The sequence below is a fragment of the Limnohabitans sp. genome, assembly GCF_044361985.1.
In the GTDB taxonomy this organism is placed as follows: domain Bacteria; phylum Pseudomonadota; class Gammaproteobacteria; order Burkholderiales; family Burkholderiaceae_C; genus Limnohabitans_A.
The window spans coordinates 1-16,217 of record NZ_JBIKHV010000058.1 but is presented as its reverse complement, the minus strand read 5'-3'; the positions used below and the strand labels follow the sequence as shown (position 1 = coordinate 16,217).

General features: G+C 60.3%; 18 protein-coding genes. 11 read left to right on the top strand and 7 right to left on the bottom strand.

What is annotated here, in order from left to right; translation table 11 throughout:
- Positions 1–733: radical SAM protein (locus tag ACIQ3A_RS10410; RefSeq protein WP_396431673.1), on the bottom strand; the 733-nt coding region annotated here is incomplete at its 3' end.
- Between the two features lie 58 nt (positions 734–791).
- On the bottom strand, positions 792–1,451 hold the full coding sequence (phaR, locus tag ACIQ3A_RS10405; protein WP_396431674.1) for a polyhydroxyalkanoate synthesis repressor PhaR: 660 nt from the start codon (positions 1,449–1,451) through the stop codon (positions 792–794).
- Positions 1,452–1,575: 124 nt separating this feature from the next.
- Here phaR and ACIQ3A_RS10400 point away from each other — a divergent pair, with 124 nt between their 5' ends.
- From ACIQ3A_RS10400 to tolA, 9 genes are read left to right on the top strand one after another with little or no spacing between them, the layout of a single operon-like run.
- Positions 1,576–2,214: a riboflavin synthase gene (locus tag ACIQ3A_RS10400; protein WP_396431672.1), complete on the top strand. Its 639-nt coding sequence runs from the start codon at positions 1,576–1,578 to the stop codon at positions 2,212–2,214.
- Entirely contained in the window at positions 2,211–3,338 is a 1,128-nt protein-coding gene (gene ribBA, locus ACIQ3A_RS10395; RefSeq protein ID WP_396431671.1) for a bifunctional 3,4-dihydroxy-2-butanone-4-phosphate synthase/GTP cyclohydrolase II, read from the top strand. The genes ACIQ3A_RS10400 and ribBA overlap by 4 nt, the downstream gene beginning before the upstream one ends.
- 4 nt (positions 3,339–3,342) lie before the next feature.
- Complete coding sequence (gene ribH / locus ACIQ3A_RS10390; protein ID WP_396431670.1) at positions 3,343–3,849, top strand: 6,7-dimethyl-8-ribityllumazine synthase; 507 nt, start codon at positions 3,343–3,345, stop codon at positions 3,847–3,849.
- Positions 3,849–4,385 carry a transcription antitermination factor NusB gene (nusB, locus tag ACIQ3A_RS10385; RefSeq protein WP_396431669.1) on the top strand — a complete coding sequence of 179 codons (537 nt, stop codon included), beginning with the start codon at positions 3,849–3,851 and terminating at the stop codon, positions 4,383–4,385. Before ribH ends, nusB begins: the two co-directional genes overlap by 1 nt.
- An 11-nt stretch (positions 4,386–4,396) precedes the next feature.
- Positions 4,397–5,584 (top strand): pyridoxal phosphate-dependent aminotransferase, encoded by a 1,188-nt coding sequence (locus ACIQ3A_RS10380; protein WP_396431668.1) that lies wholly within the window; start codon positions 4,397–4,399, stop codon positions 5,582–5,584.
- Positions 5,581–6,021: a tol-pal system-associated acyl-CoA thioesterase gene (gene ybgC, locus ACIQ3A_RS10375; RefSeq protein WP_396431667.1), complete on the top strand. Its 441-nt coding sequence runs from the start codon at positions 5,581–5,583 to the stop codon at positions 6,019–6,021. Before ACIQ3A_RS10380 ends, ybgC begins: the two co-directional genes overlap by 4 nt.
- The gene (tolQ, locus tag ACIQ3A_RS10370) at positions 6,018–6,722 is read left to right on the top strand and encodes a protein TolQ (protein ID WP_396431666.1); all 705 of its coding nucleotides are present in this window, start codon (positions 6,018–6,020) and stop codon (positions 6,720–6,722) included. Before ybgC ends, tolQ begins: the two co-directional genes overlap by 4 nt.
- A 15-nt stretch (positions 6,723–6,737) precedes the next feature.
- A complete protein-coding gene (locus tag ACIQ3A_RS10365; protein WP_396431665.1) occupies positions 6,738–7,157 on the top strand; it encodes an ExbD/TolR family protein in 420 nt (139 codons plus the stop codon).
- A 10-nt stretch (positions 7,158–7,167) separates the two neighbouring features.
- Positions 7,168–8,142, top strand: coding sequence for a cell envelope integrity protein TolA (gene tolA / locus ACIQ3A_RS10360; RefSeq protein WP_396431664.1), 975 nt, complete (start codon positions 7,168–7,170; stop codon positions 8,140–8,142).
- Positions 8,143–8,203: 61 nt separating this feature from the next.
- Here the strand turns inward: tolA and ACIQ3A_RS10355 are convergent, their stop codons facing one another.
- The 5 genes from ACIQ3A_RS10355 to ACIQ3A_RS10335 all read right to left on the bottom strand — a co-directional run bounded on the left by ACIQ3A_RS10355 (position 8,204) and on the right by ACIQ3A_RS10335 (position 14,852).
- Entirely contained in the window at positions 8,204–9,190 is a 987-nt protein-coding gene (locus tag ACIQ3A_RS10355) for an NADPH:quinone reductase (RefSeq protein ID WP_396431663.1), read from the bottom strand.
- A gap of 20 nt (positions 9,191–9,210) precedes the next feature.
- A complete protein-coding gene (dnaE, locus tag ACIQ3A_RS10350) occupies positions 9,211–12,735 on the bottom strand; it encodes a DNA polymerase III subunit alpha (RefSeq protein ID WP_396431662.1) in 3,525 nt (1,174 codons plus the stop codon).
- 33 nt (positions 12,736–12,768) lie between these two features.
- Positions 12,769–13,464, bottom strand: coding sequence for a DUF599 domain-containing protein (locus ACIQ3A_RS10345; protein ID WP_396431661.1), 696 nt, complete (start codon positions 13,462–13,464; stop codon positions 12,769–12,771).
- A 114-nt stretch (positions 13,465–13,578) separates the two neighbouring features.
- Complete coding sequence (locus tag ACIQ3A_RS10340) at positions 13,579–14,112, bottom strand: flavodoxin family protein (protein ID WP_396431660.1); 534 nt, start codon at positions 14,110–14,112, stop codon at positions 13,579–13,581.
- A 38-nt stretch (positions 14,113–14,150) separates the two neighbouring features.
- Entirely contained in the window at positions 14,151–14,852 is a 702-nt protein-coding gene (locus ACIQ3A_RS10335; RefSeq protein WP_396431659.1) for a pirin family protein, read from the bottom strand.
- 107 nt (positions 14,853–14,959) lie between these two features.
- Between ACIQ3A_RS10335 and ACIQ3A_RS10330 the strand changes: the two genes are divergently transcribed.
- Positions 14,960–15,904 (top strand): LysR family transcriptional regulator, encoded by a 945-nt coding sequence (locus ACIQ3A_RS10330; RefSeq protein WP_396431658.1) that lies wholly within the window; start codon positions 14,960–14,962, stop codon positions 15,902–15,904.
- A 65-nt stretch (positions 15,905–15,969) separates the two neighbouring features.
- Positions 15,970–16,217, top strand: a 248-nt coding sequence (locus tag ACIQ3A_RS10325) for an FAD-dependent oxidoreductase (protein WP_396431657.1), incomplete at its 3' end; no start/stop codon positions are given.

Below are 16,217 nucleotides of genomic sequence, written 5' to 3'. Positions count from 1 at the left end.
CGCGGGCCATTTCACCCAGCGCCTGCACCAGTTCAAGCATGCGGGTCTTGACGGGCTTGCCATCCCAAAAGCCCGTGCGGTATTTCACATCCACGCCATAAGCGGAAGTGTCTTGACTGATGACCAACAGCTCCTTCACGCCGCCGGTAAACAAGGCTTTGGCCTCTTTCAACACATCGCCGATCGGGCGTGACACCAAGTCACCCCGCATGGACGGGATGATGCAAAACGTGCAGCGGTGGTTACAGCCTTCGCTGATCTTCAAGTAAGCGTAATGACGAGGCGTCAGCTTCAGACCTGCCTCGCCAAAGCCGCCAGGCACCAGGTCCAGAAACGGGTCATGGGGTTTGGGCAAATAGGCATGCACAGCATCCATCACCTCCTGGGTGGCGTGGGGTCCGGTCACCGCTAAAACGCTGGGGTGCATTTCCAGAACCATGTTGCCACCACCCGCACCCGTTTTGGCGCCCAGACAGCCCGTCACGATCACCTTGCCGTTCTCATTCAGGGCCTCGGCAATGGTGTCCAGACTTTCCTGAATGGCTTCGTCAATGAAGCCACAGGTGTTGACGATGACCAGGTCAGCGCCCTCAAAAGTTTTGGAGGTCTGGTAACCCTCGGCGCTCAGTTGCGTGAGGATTAATTCGGAATCGGTCAGTGCTTTGGGGCAGCCAAGGCTGACAAAACCCACCTTGGGGGTGGGAAGGGGTGCAGTTGCGGTGATTTCACTCATCCCTGCATTGTCCCCGCAAAAACGGCCCTTCGGACAGTCAAGGGCATCAAGACACTCCTCAAGCCTTAAAACCCAGCGCACCCAGCAACTGCTCGGTGTTTTTCTGGATCTGCTTTTGCATCTGATCCTGCATTTGTGACATGACGTTTTGGGAAGGATTGGCCAGACCGGAAAACATGCTTTGCATCAAGGGGGTTTGCCACTGCATGAACTGCGCCCAAACCTCAGGGCTCAGCGCAGGACTGGACTCGCCCAGCTTGCTTTGCCAGTCCATGAATGACTGGACATGATTCTCAAGATAAGAGCCCATGTGCCCCTGCATGGCATGGCCATAAAACCGGATGATGTTGGACAACACCGCCTCGCTGAACATGGGCACCCCTGCAGACTCCTCTTCGAGAATGATCTGCAACAAGATGGATCGCGTCAGGTCATCACCCGTTTTGGCATCCAGCACCACCAAAGGTTCGGCCGCCATAACCAGTTTCTTGATCTCAGCCAGTGTGATGTAGCCAGAGGTTTCGGTGTCGTACAAACGCCGGTTGGGGTACTTCTTGATCGTCCGAACAGCTTCAGGGCTGCCAGAACGGTCCGCTTGGGCCGATTGAGCAGACTTGACCGACTTGACTGACTTGACAGGGGACTTGACCGGCAATGGAAACTCCTGGTGAAAGACTGCAAATGCAAAATCTGCTGCAATGCAACATTTTAGGCGCAGCCTATGACCCGTCATGCCTTGGTTTTCCCTGATAGTGCCCAGACGGCACGGGCAAAACCAGCTGCGCGCTTTTTTCTTGCACGCCAGCCCGATTAACCTTCTTTACCTGCGAAAATAGACAGCTATGTTCACCGGAATCATCACCGGCGTGGGGCGAATCGTCGCCATTCACGACCTGGGTCGCTCTTTACAACACGGCAAGCGCCTCACCATCGAGGCCCCCGCCGGGTACCTTGACGATGTGGGCTTGGGCGACAGCATCGCCCTTAACGGCGCTTGCATGACGGTCACCACCTTCCACCCCGAGAGCCGACAATTCACGATCGACATCTCGGCAGAATCGCTGGACAAAACCAGCGGTCTCGACCAAGCGGGTACCGTCAACCTCGAAAAAGCCTTGCGCGCCAACGACCGTCTGGGCGGGCACATCGTGTCCGGCCACGTCGATGGCGTGGGACAGATCAGCCACTTCGAGCAAATCGGCGAAAGCTGGGAGTTGCGCATCACGGCCCCTCAAGCCCTGGCCAAATACTTGGCCTACAAGGGCTCCATCACCGTCAACGGCGTCAGCCTGACCGTCAACCGTGTGGTCGATCAGGACCAAGGCTGCGAGATCAGCATCAACCTGATTCCCCACACGGTGGAAAACACTGCGCTCGGCGGCCTCAAGGCAGGCAGCCGAGTCAACCTCGAAATCGACACCGTGGCCCGCTACGTTGAGCGCATGCTCAGCCTCGAAGCGACACAACAGGACAAACCATGAACACCCCCGTGCAACTGCAACCCGTGGCCATTTCTCCTGTTCAAGAGATCGTGGCCGATATGAAAGCCGGTCGCATGGTGATCCTGGTCGACGAAGAAGACCGCGAAAACGAAGGTGACCTGGTGCTCGCCGCCGACCATGTCACGCCAGAAGCCATCAACTTCATGGCCCGTTTTGGCCGCGGCCTGATTTGCCTGACCCTGACCCGCGAACGCTGCGAGTTCCTCAAACTCCCCCCTATGGCTGCCCGCAACGGCACCTTTTACAGCACCGCCTTCACCGTTTCCATTGAAGCGGCCGAGGGCGTAACCACCGGCATCTCGGCCGCTGACCGCGCCAAGACGGTGCAAGTGGCCGTGGCACGCAATACACAGCCCACAGACCTGGTGCAACCCGGTCACATCTTTCCGCTGCAGGCCGTGGACGGCGGCGTGCTCATGCGCGCAGGCCACACCGAAGCCGGTTGTGACCTGGCCGCCATGGCTGGGTGCAGCGCCTCGTCGGTGATCTGCGAAATCATGAAGGACGACGGCACCATGGCCCGTCTGCCCGATTTGCAATTGTTTGCGGCTGAGCACGGCCTGAAGATCGGCACCATTGCCGACCTGATCCAGTACCGCAGCCGCAACGAAACCCTGATCGAGCGCATCGGCAGTCGACCCCTGCAAACTGCGCACGGTGAATTCACCGCGCATGCTTTTCGCGACAAACCCAGTCAAACCGTGCACCTGGCGCTGGTCAAAGGCCAATGGTCTGCTGAATCCGAAGTGCCAGTTCGGGTGCATGAACCACTGTCCGTTCTGGACGCGTTGGAAGTCAATCGCACCATGCACTCCTGGGGCCTGGACACCAGCTTGCAATACATCAACGCCCATGGCTGCGGCGTGGCTGTGCTGCTCAACTGCGGTGAATCGGCCGATCAGTTGCTGGCGCAATTTGAAGGCCGCGCCCGTTCGGCGCAAGCACCCGAACGCGGCAAGATGGACCTGCGCACCTACGGTGTTGGGGCCCAGATCCTGCGCGAATGTGGCGTACACAAAATGAAACTCATGGGCCAGCCCCGCCGCATGCCCAGCATGATGGGCTATGGCCTCGAAATAACCGCTTACATCCCCAAGGAATAAAAAAATGCTCGAAGCCAACAAAGGCCAAGCCGAAGAACTTGACGGTCAATTCCTGCACATCGGCATTGTGCAAGCCCGCTTCAACGAAGACATCACCAATGCGCTGGCCAAGGCCTGTATCGAAGAATTGCAAACCCTGGGTGTGACCAGCATCGACCACGTCATGGTGCCAGGCGCCCTGGAAGTGCCCGTGGCCTTGCAAGCCATGGCCGAGCGTGCCGAATACGACGCGCTCATCGCTTTGGGCTGCATCATCCGGGGCGAGACTTACCACTTTGAACTGGTGGCCAACGAATCGGGCGCCGGCGTCAGCCGCGTGTCACTCGACTACAACCTGCCCATCGCCAACGCGATCTTGACCACGGAAAACCTGCAACAAGCCATCGCGCGCCAGACCGAAAAAGGCCGCGATGCCGCCCGTGTCGCGGTCGAGATGGCTTGCATCATGGACGACCTGGCCGCTGACATGGCTGAGCTGGCCGATGACCTCGACGACGAAAAGACGACTTGATGAACGAAGAAACCAGCTCACCGGACACCTCCTTAGAAGGCGCCAAAACGGGTGCTTCAGGCTCGCGCAAGTCCTCGGCCAAGCCGGCGCGCAGTCGCTCGCGTGAATTTGCACTGCAAGCGCTTTACCAGCACATCGTTGGGCGCAACGAAACCGCCGACATCGACGTCTTCACGCGCGACTTGTCAGGCTTTCACAAAGCCGACTCGGCCCACTACGATGCCCTGCTCTACGGTTGCACAGAACAGGCCCTGGCATTGGATGCCCTGATCCTGCCCAAACTGGACCGCAGCTTTGCTGAAATTTCGCCCGTCGAGCACGCCATCATGTGGATCGGCGTCTATGAAATGCAGCACTGCCTAGACGTGCCCTGGCGCGTGGTCCTGAACGAGTGCATCGAGCTGGCCAAAGACTTTGGCGGCACCGACGGCCATAAATACGTCAACGCCGTGCTCAACGGCCTGGCGCCCGAACTGCGCAGCGCAGAGGTTCAGGCCTATCGACAGGCTGCGCCCCAGCCCGGTCGCGACCGATAGATTTGACCGCCATGCGCATATCCCAGCGCGCTCAGCGCATTGAGCCTTTTTATGTGATGGAGGTGGCCAAAGCCGCCTCTCAAAAAGCCCGCGAGGTCGCGCACACCGATCGGCCCGTGGTGTTTCTGAACATTGGCGAGCCCGACTTCACCGCCCCGCCCCGGGTCCAACAAGCGGCACAGGCGGCGATTCAGTCAGGCCAAACGCAATACACCCCGGCGCTGGGCTTGGACACCCTGCGCCAAGCCATCAGCGCTTGGTACGGCACGCGCTTTGGCGTCACGGTACCCGCCAGCCGCATCGTGGTCACGGCGGGCGCATCGGCGGCGCTGCAACTGGCCTGTCTGGCGCTGATCGACCGGGGTGATGAAGTCCTCATGCCCGACCCAAGCTACCCCTGCAACCGCCACTTTGTGAGCGCGGCCGAGGGCACAGCGGTGCTGGTGCCCACCACGGCCGAAGAACGCTATCAACTCAGCGCCGACAAAGTGGCTGCTGCCTGGGGCCCCCATACCCGTGGCGTCTTGCTGGCATCACCGTCCAACCCCACAGGCACCTCGATTGAGCCGACCGAGCTGGCTCGAATCGTGGACGTGGTGCGTGCCCATGGCGGCATCACCTTGATCGATGAGATTTACCTCGGCTTGAGCCACGACGCGCAGTTTGGCCAAAGCGCCCTGGCACTGGGTGACGACATCATCAGCATCAACAGCTTCAGCAAATACTTCAACATGACCGGCTGGCGGCTGGGCTGGCTGGTGGTGCCTGAGCAGCTCACGCCTGTGCTGGAACGCCTGGCGCAAAACCTGTTCATTTGCGCCAGCACCGTGGCGCAACAAGCCGCCCTCGCCTGCTTTGAACCCGAGAGCCTGGCTGAATACGAGCGCCGCCGCGCTGAGTTCAAGGCCAGGCGCGACTACTTCATTCCAGCCCTGAACGAACTTGGCCTGACGGTGCCTGTGCCCCCCGATGGCGCGTTTTACGCTTGGGCCGATTGCTCGGCAGCCTGCCAAAAGCTGGGCCTGAAAGACAGCTGGGAATTCGCCTTCGCAGCACTCGAGCATGCGCATGTGGCCATCACACCTGGCCGAGACTTCGGCACCGACCAGACCGCCCGCTTTGTACGCTTTTCCACCGCCAATTCGATGGCTGAACTGCACACCGCCATCGCCCGCCTGAAAGCCTGGTTGCAACCATGAGCACCCCCCAGGAAACACACACCCCGTTTCAGCACCCCATCCGAATCTACTGGGAAGACACGGATGCCGGCGGCATCGTTTTTTATGCCAACTACCTGAAGTTTTTTGAACGAGCGCGCACCGAATGGTTGCGCGAACTGGGCTTTGGGCAACAACTGTTGCGCGAAGAAACCCGTGGCATGTTCGTGGTCAGCGAAACCACCGTCAAATACCTCGCACCGGCCCGACTGGACGACATCCTGACCGTCACCGCCGAGCTGCAAGACGCAGGCCGCGCAAGCCTCACCATTGCCCAGCGCGCCTACTTGCGCACAGCGGGCCATACTCAAACCAGCGACCGACTGCTGGCCGAAGCCACGATTCGCTTGGGCTGGGTCGACAGCACCACCTTGAAACCGGGCCGCATTCCGGCCCCCGTTCTGAAAGCCATGAAATGAACCAAGACATGTCCATCGTCTCGCTGCTTTTGCACGCCAGTTTTGTCGTGCAACTGGTGGTCTTGCTGCTGCTGGGGATTTCAGTGGCCAGTTGGGCGGCCATCGTGCGCAAGCTCAGCGCCATCAAGCGCATCAAAAACCTGAACGAAGAGTTTGAACGTGTTTTTTGGTCCGGCACCAGTCTGAACGAGTTGTTCAACGCTGCCAGCCAGAACGCCAAGCTGACGGGCCCCATGGAGCGTATTTTTGCCAGCGGCATGCGCGAATACCAAAAACTGCGCGAGCGACACATCAGCGATGCGGGCACCCTGCTCGACGGCGCACGCCGCGCCATGCGGGCGAGCTTTCAACGCGAAATGGATGTCGCTGAATCCCAGCTGGCCTTTTTGGCCTCGGTCGGTTCCATATCGCCTTACGTCGGCTTGTTTGGCACGGTGTGGGGCATCATGCACGCCTTCACCGGCCTGGCCAGCTTGCAGCAAGTCACCCTGGCCACGGTGGCCCCGGGCATTGCCGAAGCGCTGGTGGCCACGGCTATCGGTCTGTTTTCTGCCATTCCCGCCGTGCTGGCCTACAACCGTTTTTCGCACGATGTGGACCGCATCGCCATCAAGCTGGAAACCTTCATCGAAGAGTTCTCCAACATCCTGCAGCGCAGCCTGGGGGCCACGGGGACCAGCGGCTCGGCCTCTGGCCACTGAAAGACGGAGTCGCCCATGCCAGCCATCTCATCCCGGGGTCGCGGACGCCGCACCATCTCTGAAATCAACATGGTGCCTTTCATTGACGTGATGCTGGTGTTGCTCATCATCTTCATGGTCACCGCGCCCATGATCACCCCCAGCGTGGTCGACTTGCCCAGCGTTGGCAAAGCGGCCAAACAACCTGACAAAGTCATTCAAATCGTGATCCAGAAAGACGAACGCCTGGAACTGGTCACCGACGGCAAAACCGACAGCGCCACCCTCACCAGCGTGGCGGGCAGCGTCAAAAGCCTTGTGGGCGAAGAAGACAACACGGCCGTGGTCATCAGCGCCGACCGCAGCGTGAAATACGAAACCGTGGTCAAGGTCATGGACAGCCTGCAACGCGCAGGCATCGCCCGCGTGGGCCTGTCGGTCCAACTGGCGCCTTGAGGGTCCGGGTTTGAACAGCCAGAAACTGCCTCACCTCGAATTTGCCCCGCCGGCACCTGCCGGAACGGGGCGAGCCTGGGTGGTCGCGGGCATTGTCCACGTGTTGCTGTTCCTGGCGCTGGGCCTGGCCACGGCCTGGAAAACCCAACCCCAGTCCGTTCAAGCCGAAGCCGAGCTATGGTCCGCCGTGCCGCAAGCCGCAGCCCCCCGACTGCAAGAGCCCCCGCCGGAGCTGCAGCCCGAACCCGTGCCCGAGCCAACGCCTGCAGCGCCGGTCAAACCCACACCGCCACCACCACCGGCCCCAGATCCAGCGCTGGAATTGCGTGACGCGCAAATTGCGCTTGAAAAGAAAAAACAACAAGAGAAGAAAAAAGAAGCCGACAAGGTCGCAAAACTCAAAGCTGAAAAGCTGAAGGTCGAGAAAGAGAAAGCTGAGAAGGACAAGGCCGAGAAGGAAAAAGCTGAGAAAACCAAGGCAGAAAACAAGCGCAAAGAACTCGAAAAAGAAAAACTGGCCAAAGAGAAAAAAGCACAGGCCGAAAAAGAGCGCGACAAGAAAAAGGCCACTGAAAAAGCCAAGGCCGAAAAAGCAGAGAAAGCCGATGCTGCCCAAGCCGACGCGCTGCGCCAAGAAAACCTCCAGCGCATGCAAGGCATGGCCGGTGCTTCAGGCGGAGAAAATGCCAGCGGCACAGCCCTCAAGTCATCGGGTCCGTCGGCCAGCTACGGAGGCCGCCTGGTGGCGCGCATCAAACCCAACATCACCTACACGGGGGATGCAGCAGGCAATGCCCGGGCCGAGGTCGAAGTCAAAGTCAGCCCAGATGGCACCATCCTGAGCCGACGCATTGTGCAGTCCAGCGGCAACAAGGCCTGGGACGAAGCGGTGCTGCGCGCCATCGACAAAACCGAAGTCTTGCCCAAAGACACCGATGGCCGCGTGCCGCCGGTGATCGTGCTGGGGTTCAGGCCGTTGGATTGATCTTGGCAGCTTCTTTCGCCATCGACCTGAGCGCCCCGTTAGAGCGAGCGCGATGCCAGGCTCAAAAATCCACCACCACATTACCCACCGTCTGCCCCGCCTCAACAGTGCGGTGGGCCTCGGCGATCTGGTCCAGCGAAAAGCGGGCGCCAATGCTGTGCTGCAGCTGCTTCTGGGCCAACATGTCCGAAAGGCGGGCCACGGCCAATTGGCGATCAGCAGGCGTCAGGTCGTAGACCAGAAAAAACTTCACGCCGATTGACTGAAACAGCCAAGGCCTGAACGGCAGCGAAACATCCGGCGCGTTCGAGCCGTAGCAGACCACCTGGCCGTGCGCGGCCAAAGCCCCTTCGGCGGCCCAGCGTGCGGTGGTCGAAAAATCCATGTCGACGATGACATCTGCACCGCGGCCTTGCGTCAAGGCCTTGACGCGCTCAGGCACCGACTCGGTCTTGTAAAAAATGGCTTCTTGCAAACCCGCTGCGCGGGCATGTGCGGCCTTGGCTTCAGAACCTACGGTGCCGATGGCTCGCCCCCCGACCAAGGTCACCATCTGGGTGATGTAATGCCCCACGGCCGACGAGGCTCCGGTGACTAACACGGTTTTGCCACGCAAATCACCGGCCAGTCGCTCGGCCAAAATGACCGACTGCATTGCCGTGAGGCCGGGAATGCCCATGCAAGCCCCAGCGGCAAAGTCAGTCCCCTCCGGCAACGCCACCGCTTGGGCTTCGGGCAAGGCGATGTACTGGGCACAGGTGCCCAGAGGCCTTTGCCATTGACCGTTCCAGACCCACACCCGTTGCCCCACGCGCGAGGCCGGCACGCCCTCGCCCACGGCTTCGATAACACCCGCGCCGTCGCTGTGGGGCACCACCAGCGGATCGGTCAGGGGCCGTGCCCGGCGAGACTTGACGTCCGACGGATTGACCCCCGACGCGGCCATGCGCACCAGCACCTCACCCGCTTGAGGACTGGGCGTGGGCAATTCACCCACCTGCATCACGTCTTGGGCTTCACCGTTCTGGCTGTACCAGGCTGCTTTCATCAAAGGTCTCCTTGATCGGTTTAATCGTAAACAATCTGCGCCTGCCCCTGATCGGCCTGGGCCATCCAGCTGGTCAGGGCCGCGTCGGTCGGGAAAAATTTGGCGGCTTCACCCAGTGCCAGTTCGACGCGGGCAGCCAGCTCGTCGCTGCGCCGCTCCAGCACCAGGCGCACACCCAGGCCACGCACCAGGTCACCTTGGTCCGTTTGCTCTCGCTGCGCCGGGAATTCCTTGACCAAGCGGGCGATGTCTGGCGCCCGGCCATTCACCGCCACACGCAGGTATTTGCCATACCGGCAACGGGCTGCACCCAAGTCCATGATCTGTTCGATCTTGAGACGGAAGCCACCCGAAAAACGGTCCGCCTGCATCTTGGCCGTGACAACGATGAGTTCGTCGTCTTTCAGCAAATGCTTGGCCGAATTGATCAAGGCCTCGTCGGCGGTGGCCTCCATTGCGCCCGATTTGTCGTCGAGCTTGAAGATCGCTACTTTGCCGCGCTGACCGTTGATGATGCGCAAATCGGTCACGATGCCCGCCAGCACCATGGACTCCCGGCTGTCGATCAGGTCGTCGATCTTGCGGCGCGCAAACTGGCGCACCTCGCGCTCAACCGCGTCAAACAGGTGGCCCGACAAGAAGAAGCCTACGGCTGTTTTCTCGAGCAGCAAGCGTTCCTTGATGCCCCAGGGCATGACCTCAACCAGCTCAGGCTCTTGCGTGCTGGAGCCGTGTGAATCGTCGCCCAGCATGTCAAACAAGCCGCCCTGATTGGCATTGGCCACAGCGGCACTGGCAAATTCGAAAGCCTTGTCAATACTGGCCGACAAAGCCGCCCGGTTCATATGCAGCGCGTCAAAAGCCCCAGCCTTGATGAGCGCATCCACGGTGCGTTTGTTGATGCGGCTGCGGTCCACGCGCACGGCAAAGTCGAACAGGCTGGTGAAGGGTCCACCCTCTTGGCGGGCCGCCACAATCGCGTCAATCGCCTGCTGGCCTGTGCCCTTGATGGCCCCCAGACCGTAACGGATGATCTTGTCTGTGACCGGCTCAAAGCGGTGGGTGCCGCGGTTCACATCGGGCGGGTCAAACGTGATGCCGAACTTGAGCGCATCTTCGTGCAGCACCTTGAGTTTGTCGGTGTCGTCCATCTCCACCGTCATGTTGGCGCAGAAAAACTCGGCGGTGTAATGCACCTTGAGCCAACCGGTGTGGTAGGCCAACAGCGAATAAGCGGCCGCGTGCGACTTGTTGAAGCCGTAGCCAGCGAACTTCTCCATCAAGTCAAAAACTTCGTCGGCTTTTTCTTCGCCGATGTCATTCTTGGCCGCACCAGCACGGAAAATGGCGCGGTGTTCGGCCATTTCTTCGGCCTTCTTCTTGCCCATGGCCCGACGCAACATGTCGGCGCCGCCCAAGCTGTAGCCGCCCAGAATCTGGGCGGTCTGCATCACCTGCTCCTGGTAGACCATGATGCCGTAGGTCTCGCTGAGCATATCGGCCACCAGCGGGTGCGGGTACTCGATCACCTCGCGACCATGTTTGCGTGCCACAAAGCTGGGAATCAGGTCCATGGGGCCGGGTCGGTACAGCGCGTTCAGGGCAATCAGGTCTTCCAGACGGCTGGGGCGTGCATCGCGCAGCATGCCCTGCATGCCGCGGCTTTCAAACTGGAACACGGCCTCGGTCTTGCCATCGGCAAACAATTTGTAGGTCCGCGCATCGTCCAGCGGGATGTTTTCAAAGGCAAAGTCTTCCTGCCCCTTGTGCCTGCGAACGATGAATTCGCGGGCTATTTCCAAAATGGTCAGCGTGGCCAAGCCCAAAAAGTCAAACTTCACCAAGCCCGCCGCTTCCACGTCGTCCTTGTCGTACTGGCTCACCGCCGATACGCTGCCCGGCTGCTGGTAGAGCGGGCAAAAGTCAGTCAGCTTGCCCGGCGCGATCAACACGCCCCCCGCGTGCATGCCCACGTTGCGGGTCATGCCTTCGAGCTTTTGCGCCAACTCGATCAAGGTCTTGACATCTTCTTCGCGCTCGATGCGCTCGGCCAGGATCGGCTCCATGGCGATGGCGTAGTTGTTCTTGTCGCCCTCTTTGGGAGTGGCCGGCGGGTATTGCAGCGTGACCGACATGCCCGGCTTGTTGGGAATGAGCTTGCTGATGCCATCGCAAAAGGTGTAGCTCATGTCCAGCACGCGGCCGACATCGCGAATGGCTGCACGCGCGGCCATGGTGCCAAAAGTCACGATCTGGCTGACGGCCTCGCGGCCATACTTTTGCTTCACATACTCGATCACCCGATCGCGGTTGGTCTGGCAAAAATCAATGTCGAAGTCGGGCATGGACACCCGCTCAGGGTTCAAAAACCGCTCAAACAGCAAGTTGTATTGCAATGGGTCCAGGTCGGTGATCTTGAGCGAATAGGCCACCAGCGAGCCGGCACCGGAACCTCGGCCTGGCCCCACAGGGCAGCCATTGGCTTTGGCCCATTGGATGAAGTCACCCACGATCAGGAAATAGCCCGGAAAACCCATGTTCAAAATGGTGGTCAGCTCGAACTCAAGGCGTTCCACATAGCGCGGGCGTTCCTGGGCGCGCAAGCTTTCCAGCGGAAACAGGTGGTTCAGACGCGCCTCGAGGCCTTCATGCGACACATGGCGAAAATAGGCTTCCACCGACATCACCACGCCGTTCACGGGGGGAATCGGGAAATTGGGCAACTGTGGCTTGCCCAGCACCAAGGTCAGGTTGCAGCGCTTGGCGATTTCCAGCGTGTTGGCGATCGCACTGGGCACATCGGCAAACAAAGTACACATCTGCTGGGCCGATTTGAAGTATTGCTCGCGTGTGAAGCGACGCACCCGGCGCTGGTTGGCCAAAATTTCGCCTTCAGATATGCACACCCTGGCCTCGTGCGCCTCGTAATCTTCAGCGGTATGAAATTGCACCGGGTGAGTGGCTACCACCGGCAAATGCAAGCGGGCAGCCAGGGCCACAGCCCCCGCCACCTGGGGCTCGTCTTCTGGGCGCCCCGCACGTTGCAGTTCAAGGTAAAAGCGGTGCGGAAAGATCGAAGCCAGTTGCAGCGCCACATCGGTCGCCTTGTCGGTATCGCCCTGCAAAATGGCTTGGCCAACAGGCCCTGCCTGCGCGCCGGACAGCAAGATCAAGCCCTCGGACAGTTCCTTCAGCCAAACCAGCTTGACCACGGCAACGGATTTGACAATGTTCTGCGTCCAGGCACGGGCCAGCAGCTCGCAGATGTTCAAGTAGCCTTGCTGGTTTTGCACCAACAGCACGACTCGGCTGAGGGTGCCCAACTCGGCACCCAGGCCTTCGAGGTTAATTTCGGCGCCGATGATCGGCTTGAGGCCTTTGCCGCGACCTTCTTTGTAAAACTTGACGGTGCCAAACAGGTTGTTCAGGTCGGTGATGGCCAGTGCTGGCTGGCCATCTTTGGCCGCGATCCTGACCACATCGTCGATGCGGCAAGTGGAGTCAACAACAGAAAATTCGGTGTGAAGGCGCAGGTGAACAAACATAGACGTTCATTGTAGAAGGTCGTCCCCGGGCCATCAGTCGCGCAAAACCTGCAGCACCTCAGAGCGGAATTCGCGCCCGTACAAAATCAGTACCACCAAAGCAGTACCCATCAGCAGCGCCAGCGGCGAAAAAAACCAGGCCATGGCCGCGAATGAAAAGTAATACGCTCGCAAGCCATCGTTGAAAGTCTCGGCCGCCGCGCTGACCAGGTTGCCCGCCCGCTCGGCAAAATGCTGGCGGTCATGGCGCTGGGCCTCAAAGTCCTCGGGCGAGGGCATGGCCCCGATCACCAAAGCCACAAAAGTGTATTGCCGCATGGACCAAGAGAACCGGAAAAAGGCATAAACAAAGATACCGACCAAAACCAGGATCTTGAATTCAAACACCAGCAAGGGGGTGGCTTGGGCAAACGGGATCTCGCCGACCAACTCGGCCGCCTTGTCGGTCGTCCCCATCAGCGCAAACAAACCCCCAATGATGATGATGCTGGTGGAAGAAAAGAAGGCCGGGGTTTGCGACAGGTTCTGCGTGATCACGCCGTCCAGCACACGTGGGTCACGCGCGGTGGCCTGCATCATCCACATCTGGCGATAGCGGTTGGTCGTGGCGATCAGGCTTTGGTCGCGCAAGCCGCGCACTTTGGCCACCCAGGCATAACCTACCCACAAACCAAAAAACGAAAACAGTGCCAGCCAATCGGCCCAAGGCAAGAGGGTGATGATTTTCATAGCGTCATCCTAGCAAGCTGCGGGGTCGGATGGGCAGGGCCCGCCGCCACCAAGCATAAAAAAAGCCGGCGTGAAGGGCTCACGCCGGCTTTGGACGTGGCGCAAACGCCAGGTTCAGCCGCGCAGCTTGGCAGCCACCGCCGCCACGCGCTCACCGTAGGCCTTGGCGGTATCGAGGTCACCTTGAGGAATATCTTCAGCGGGACTGGTCGGGCCTACCTGAGCCATCACGCCAGAGTTGGAGCCGATGCGGTTGATCGTGCCATCGTTCATGGCGGGCTGGCCCACCCAGACCATGGCTTGCTGCATGGCGAGTGTGATGAAGTACTGGATGGTGGACAACTTGTCGCCACTGGGGCTGGCCGAGATGGTGAAACCGCCAGCGACCTTGTCTTTCCAGGCACTGGTGTACCAGCGCTTGGATGTTGCATCGGCAAATTTCTTGAACTGCCACGACGCCATGCCCATGTAGGTGGGCGAGCCAAAGATGATGGCGTCGGCCGCGTCGAGTGCGGCCCATTCGGCCTCAGTGATGTTGCCATCGGCATCAATGCTCACGCTCTGGGCGTTGGCGCCCTGGGCCACAAATTGCGCGACGCGCTGGGTATGGCCGTAGCCAGAATGAAAAACAACAACCGTTTTAGCCATGGAAAAACTCCTTACAAAAGACACAAAAAAATGAAAAATCAGGGGGCGAGGTCAAACACCAGGACTTCAGCGTCCTGGCCATGGCTCAAATGAAGCGAGGCTTCGGCTTGCAGCAGGGCCGCATCACCGGCCTGCAGCGCCAGACCATTGACCTGCAGACTGCCCCGCAGCAAAAACACATAGGCTTTGCGCTCGGGGTTCAAGGCCAGGTCAGCATTTTCAGCGCCATTGAACAAGCCCGCATACAGGCTGGCATCGGCGTGTATCTTGACCGTGTACTCAGCCGCCTCGGGGGCGGCCACGCACGCCAGTCGCCCGCGTTTGGCCGAATCGGGCACCGATTTTTGCTCGTAACCGGGGTCTATGCCGATCACATTGGGCTCGATCCAGATCTGCAAAAAGTGGGTTGACTCGCCGACGGCATGGTTGAACTCACTGTGGCGCACGCCACTGCCCGCACTCATGCGCTGCACATCGCCGGGCGGGATGCCCTTGACGTTGCCCATGCTGTCCTGGTGGGCCAGATTGCCCGACAGCACATAGCTGATGATTTCCATGTCGCGGTGGCCGTGGGTGCCAAAGCCGGTACCCGGCGCAATGCGGTCTTCGTTGATGACCCGCAGATTGCCCCAGCCCATGTGGGCCGGGTCCATGTAGCTGGCAAAAGAAAAGCTGTGAAAGGATTTGAGCCAGCCATGGTCGGCGTAACCCCGTTCAGACGACTTGCGAATGTTCAACATGCTGGCTCCCAGAAATTGCAAGACCTAATGTAGGCCTGTCAGGTGACCGGGCAGTGCAAGCCGTTTGCTGGCATCATTCAAATTAACTGAATGATGGAGCATTGACCATGCAAACACCCCGCGACTGGCTGACCCCCGATACCCTGCACATGCTGCAAACCATCGAACACCAAGGCAGCTTTGCAGCGGCGGCGCGCGCACTTCACCTGGTTCCCAGCGCCCTGACCTACAGGGTGCGCCAGCTGGAAGACGCGCTGGACGTGCTGCTTTTTGACCGCAGCGCACGACAAGCCCGGCCCACCGCGGCTGGCAAAGAACTGCTGCGCGAAGCGGGCCGCCTGTTGGAAGACATCGATAGCGTGGCCAACCGGGTCAAGCGTGTGGCCACTGGCTGGGAAGGCGTGCTCACGGTGGCGATGGACAGCATCGTGTCGCGCAGCGTGGTGATGGACCTGTGTGCTGGTTTTTTGGCCCTGGGCGCCACCACGCGGCTGCGCTTGCGCCACGAAACCCTTTCGGGCACGCTGGCTGCGCTCACCTCGGGCCAGGCCGATCTGGCTTTGGGCGTGGTGCTGGAGCCGGGTCTGCAAACCGACATCCGGCATGAGGTACTGGGTTCTGTTCCTTTTGTGTATGCCGTGGCCAGGCACCACCCACTGGCCCAGGCCCCCGAGCCGCTGACCGATGCCACGCTGGCCCAGCACCGCGCGGTGGCCGTGGCCGACTCGGTGAGCCGTGGCGGCGGCCTCACTGTCGGGCTGCAAGGCGGACAAGACGTGTTCACCGTGCCCGACATGCCCAGCAAACTCGAAGCACAGTTGCGGGGTCTGGGCGGTGGATTTTTGCCCGAGTCACTGGCCCGGGCGTCCATTGACAGCGGCCTGCTGGTCGTCAAACAAGTGCTCAGCCCCCGCACCAGCTCAGCCCATTACGCCTGGCGCGACAACCCGCAAGCCCCTGCCGGTCTTGCCCTCAAATGGTGGCTGGCGCAATTGGCCAGCGCCACCACACGCGAAGCCCTGCTGCGGCCGGTGCAGCGTATTGGCGCTTGATGCGCCACATCGGGAATAACCCACCCGCGCAGTCTGCAGACCCATTTCTCGGATAAAGTGATCGCATGACCACACAACACATCGCCATCATCGGAGTCGGCCTGGCCGGCGTGACCAGCGCGCGCACCTTGCGCCAGGCTGGGCACAACGTCACATTGTTCGAAAAAAGTCGGGGCCTGGGGGGACGCATGTCGACCCGCGCCAGTGCTTTTGGCAGCTTCGACCACGGTGCCCAGTACTTCACCGTGCGCGACCCGCGTTTTGAACTCGCCATCGGCACCGCCCCTGGCGTGTGCAAACCCTGGAGCGCCAA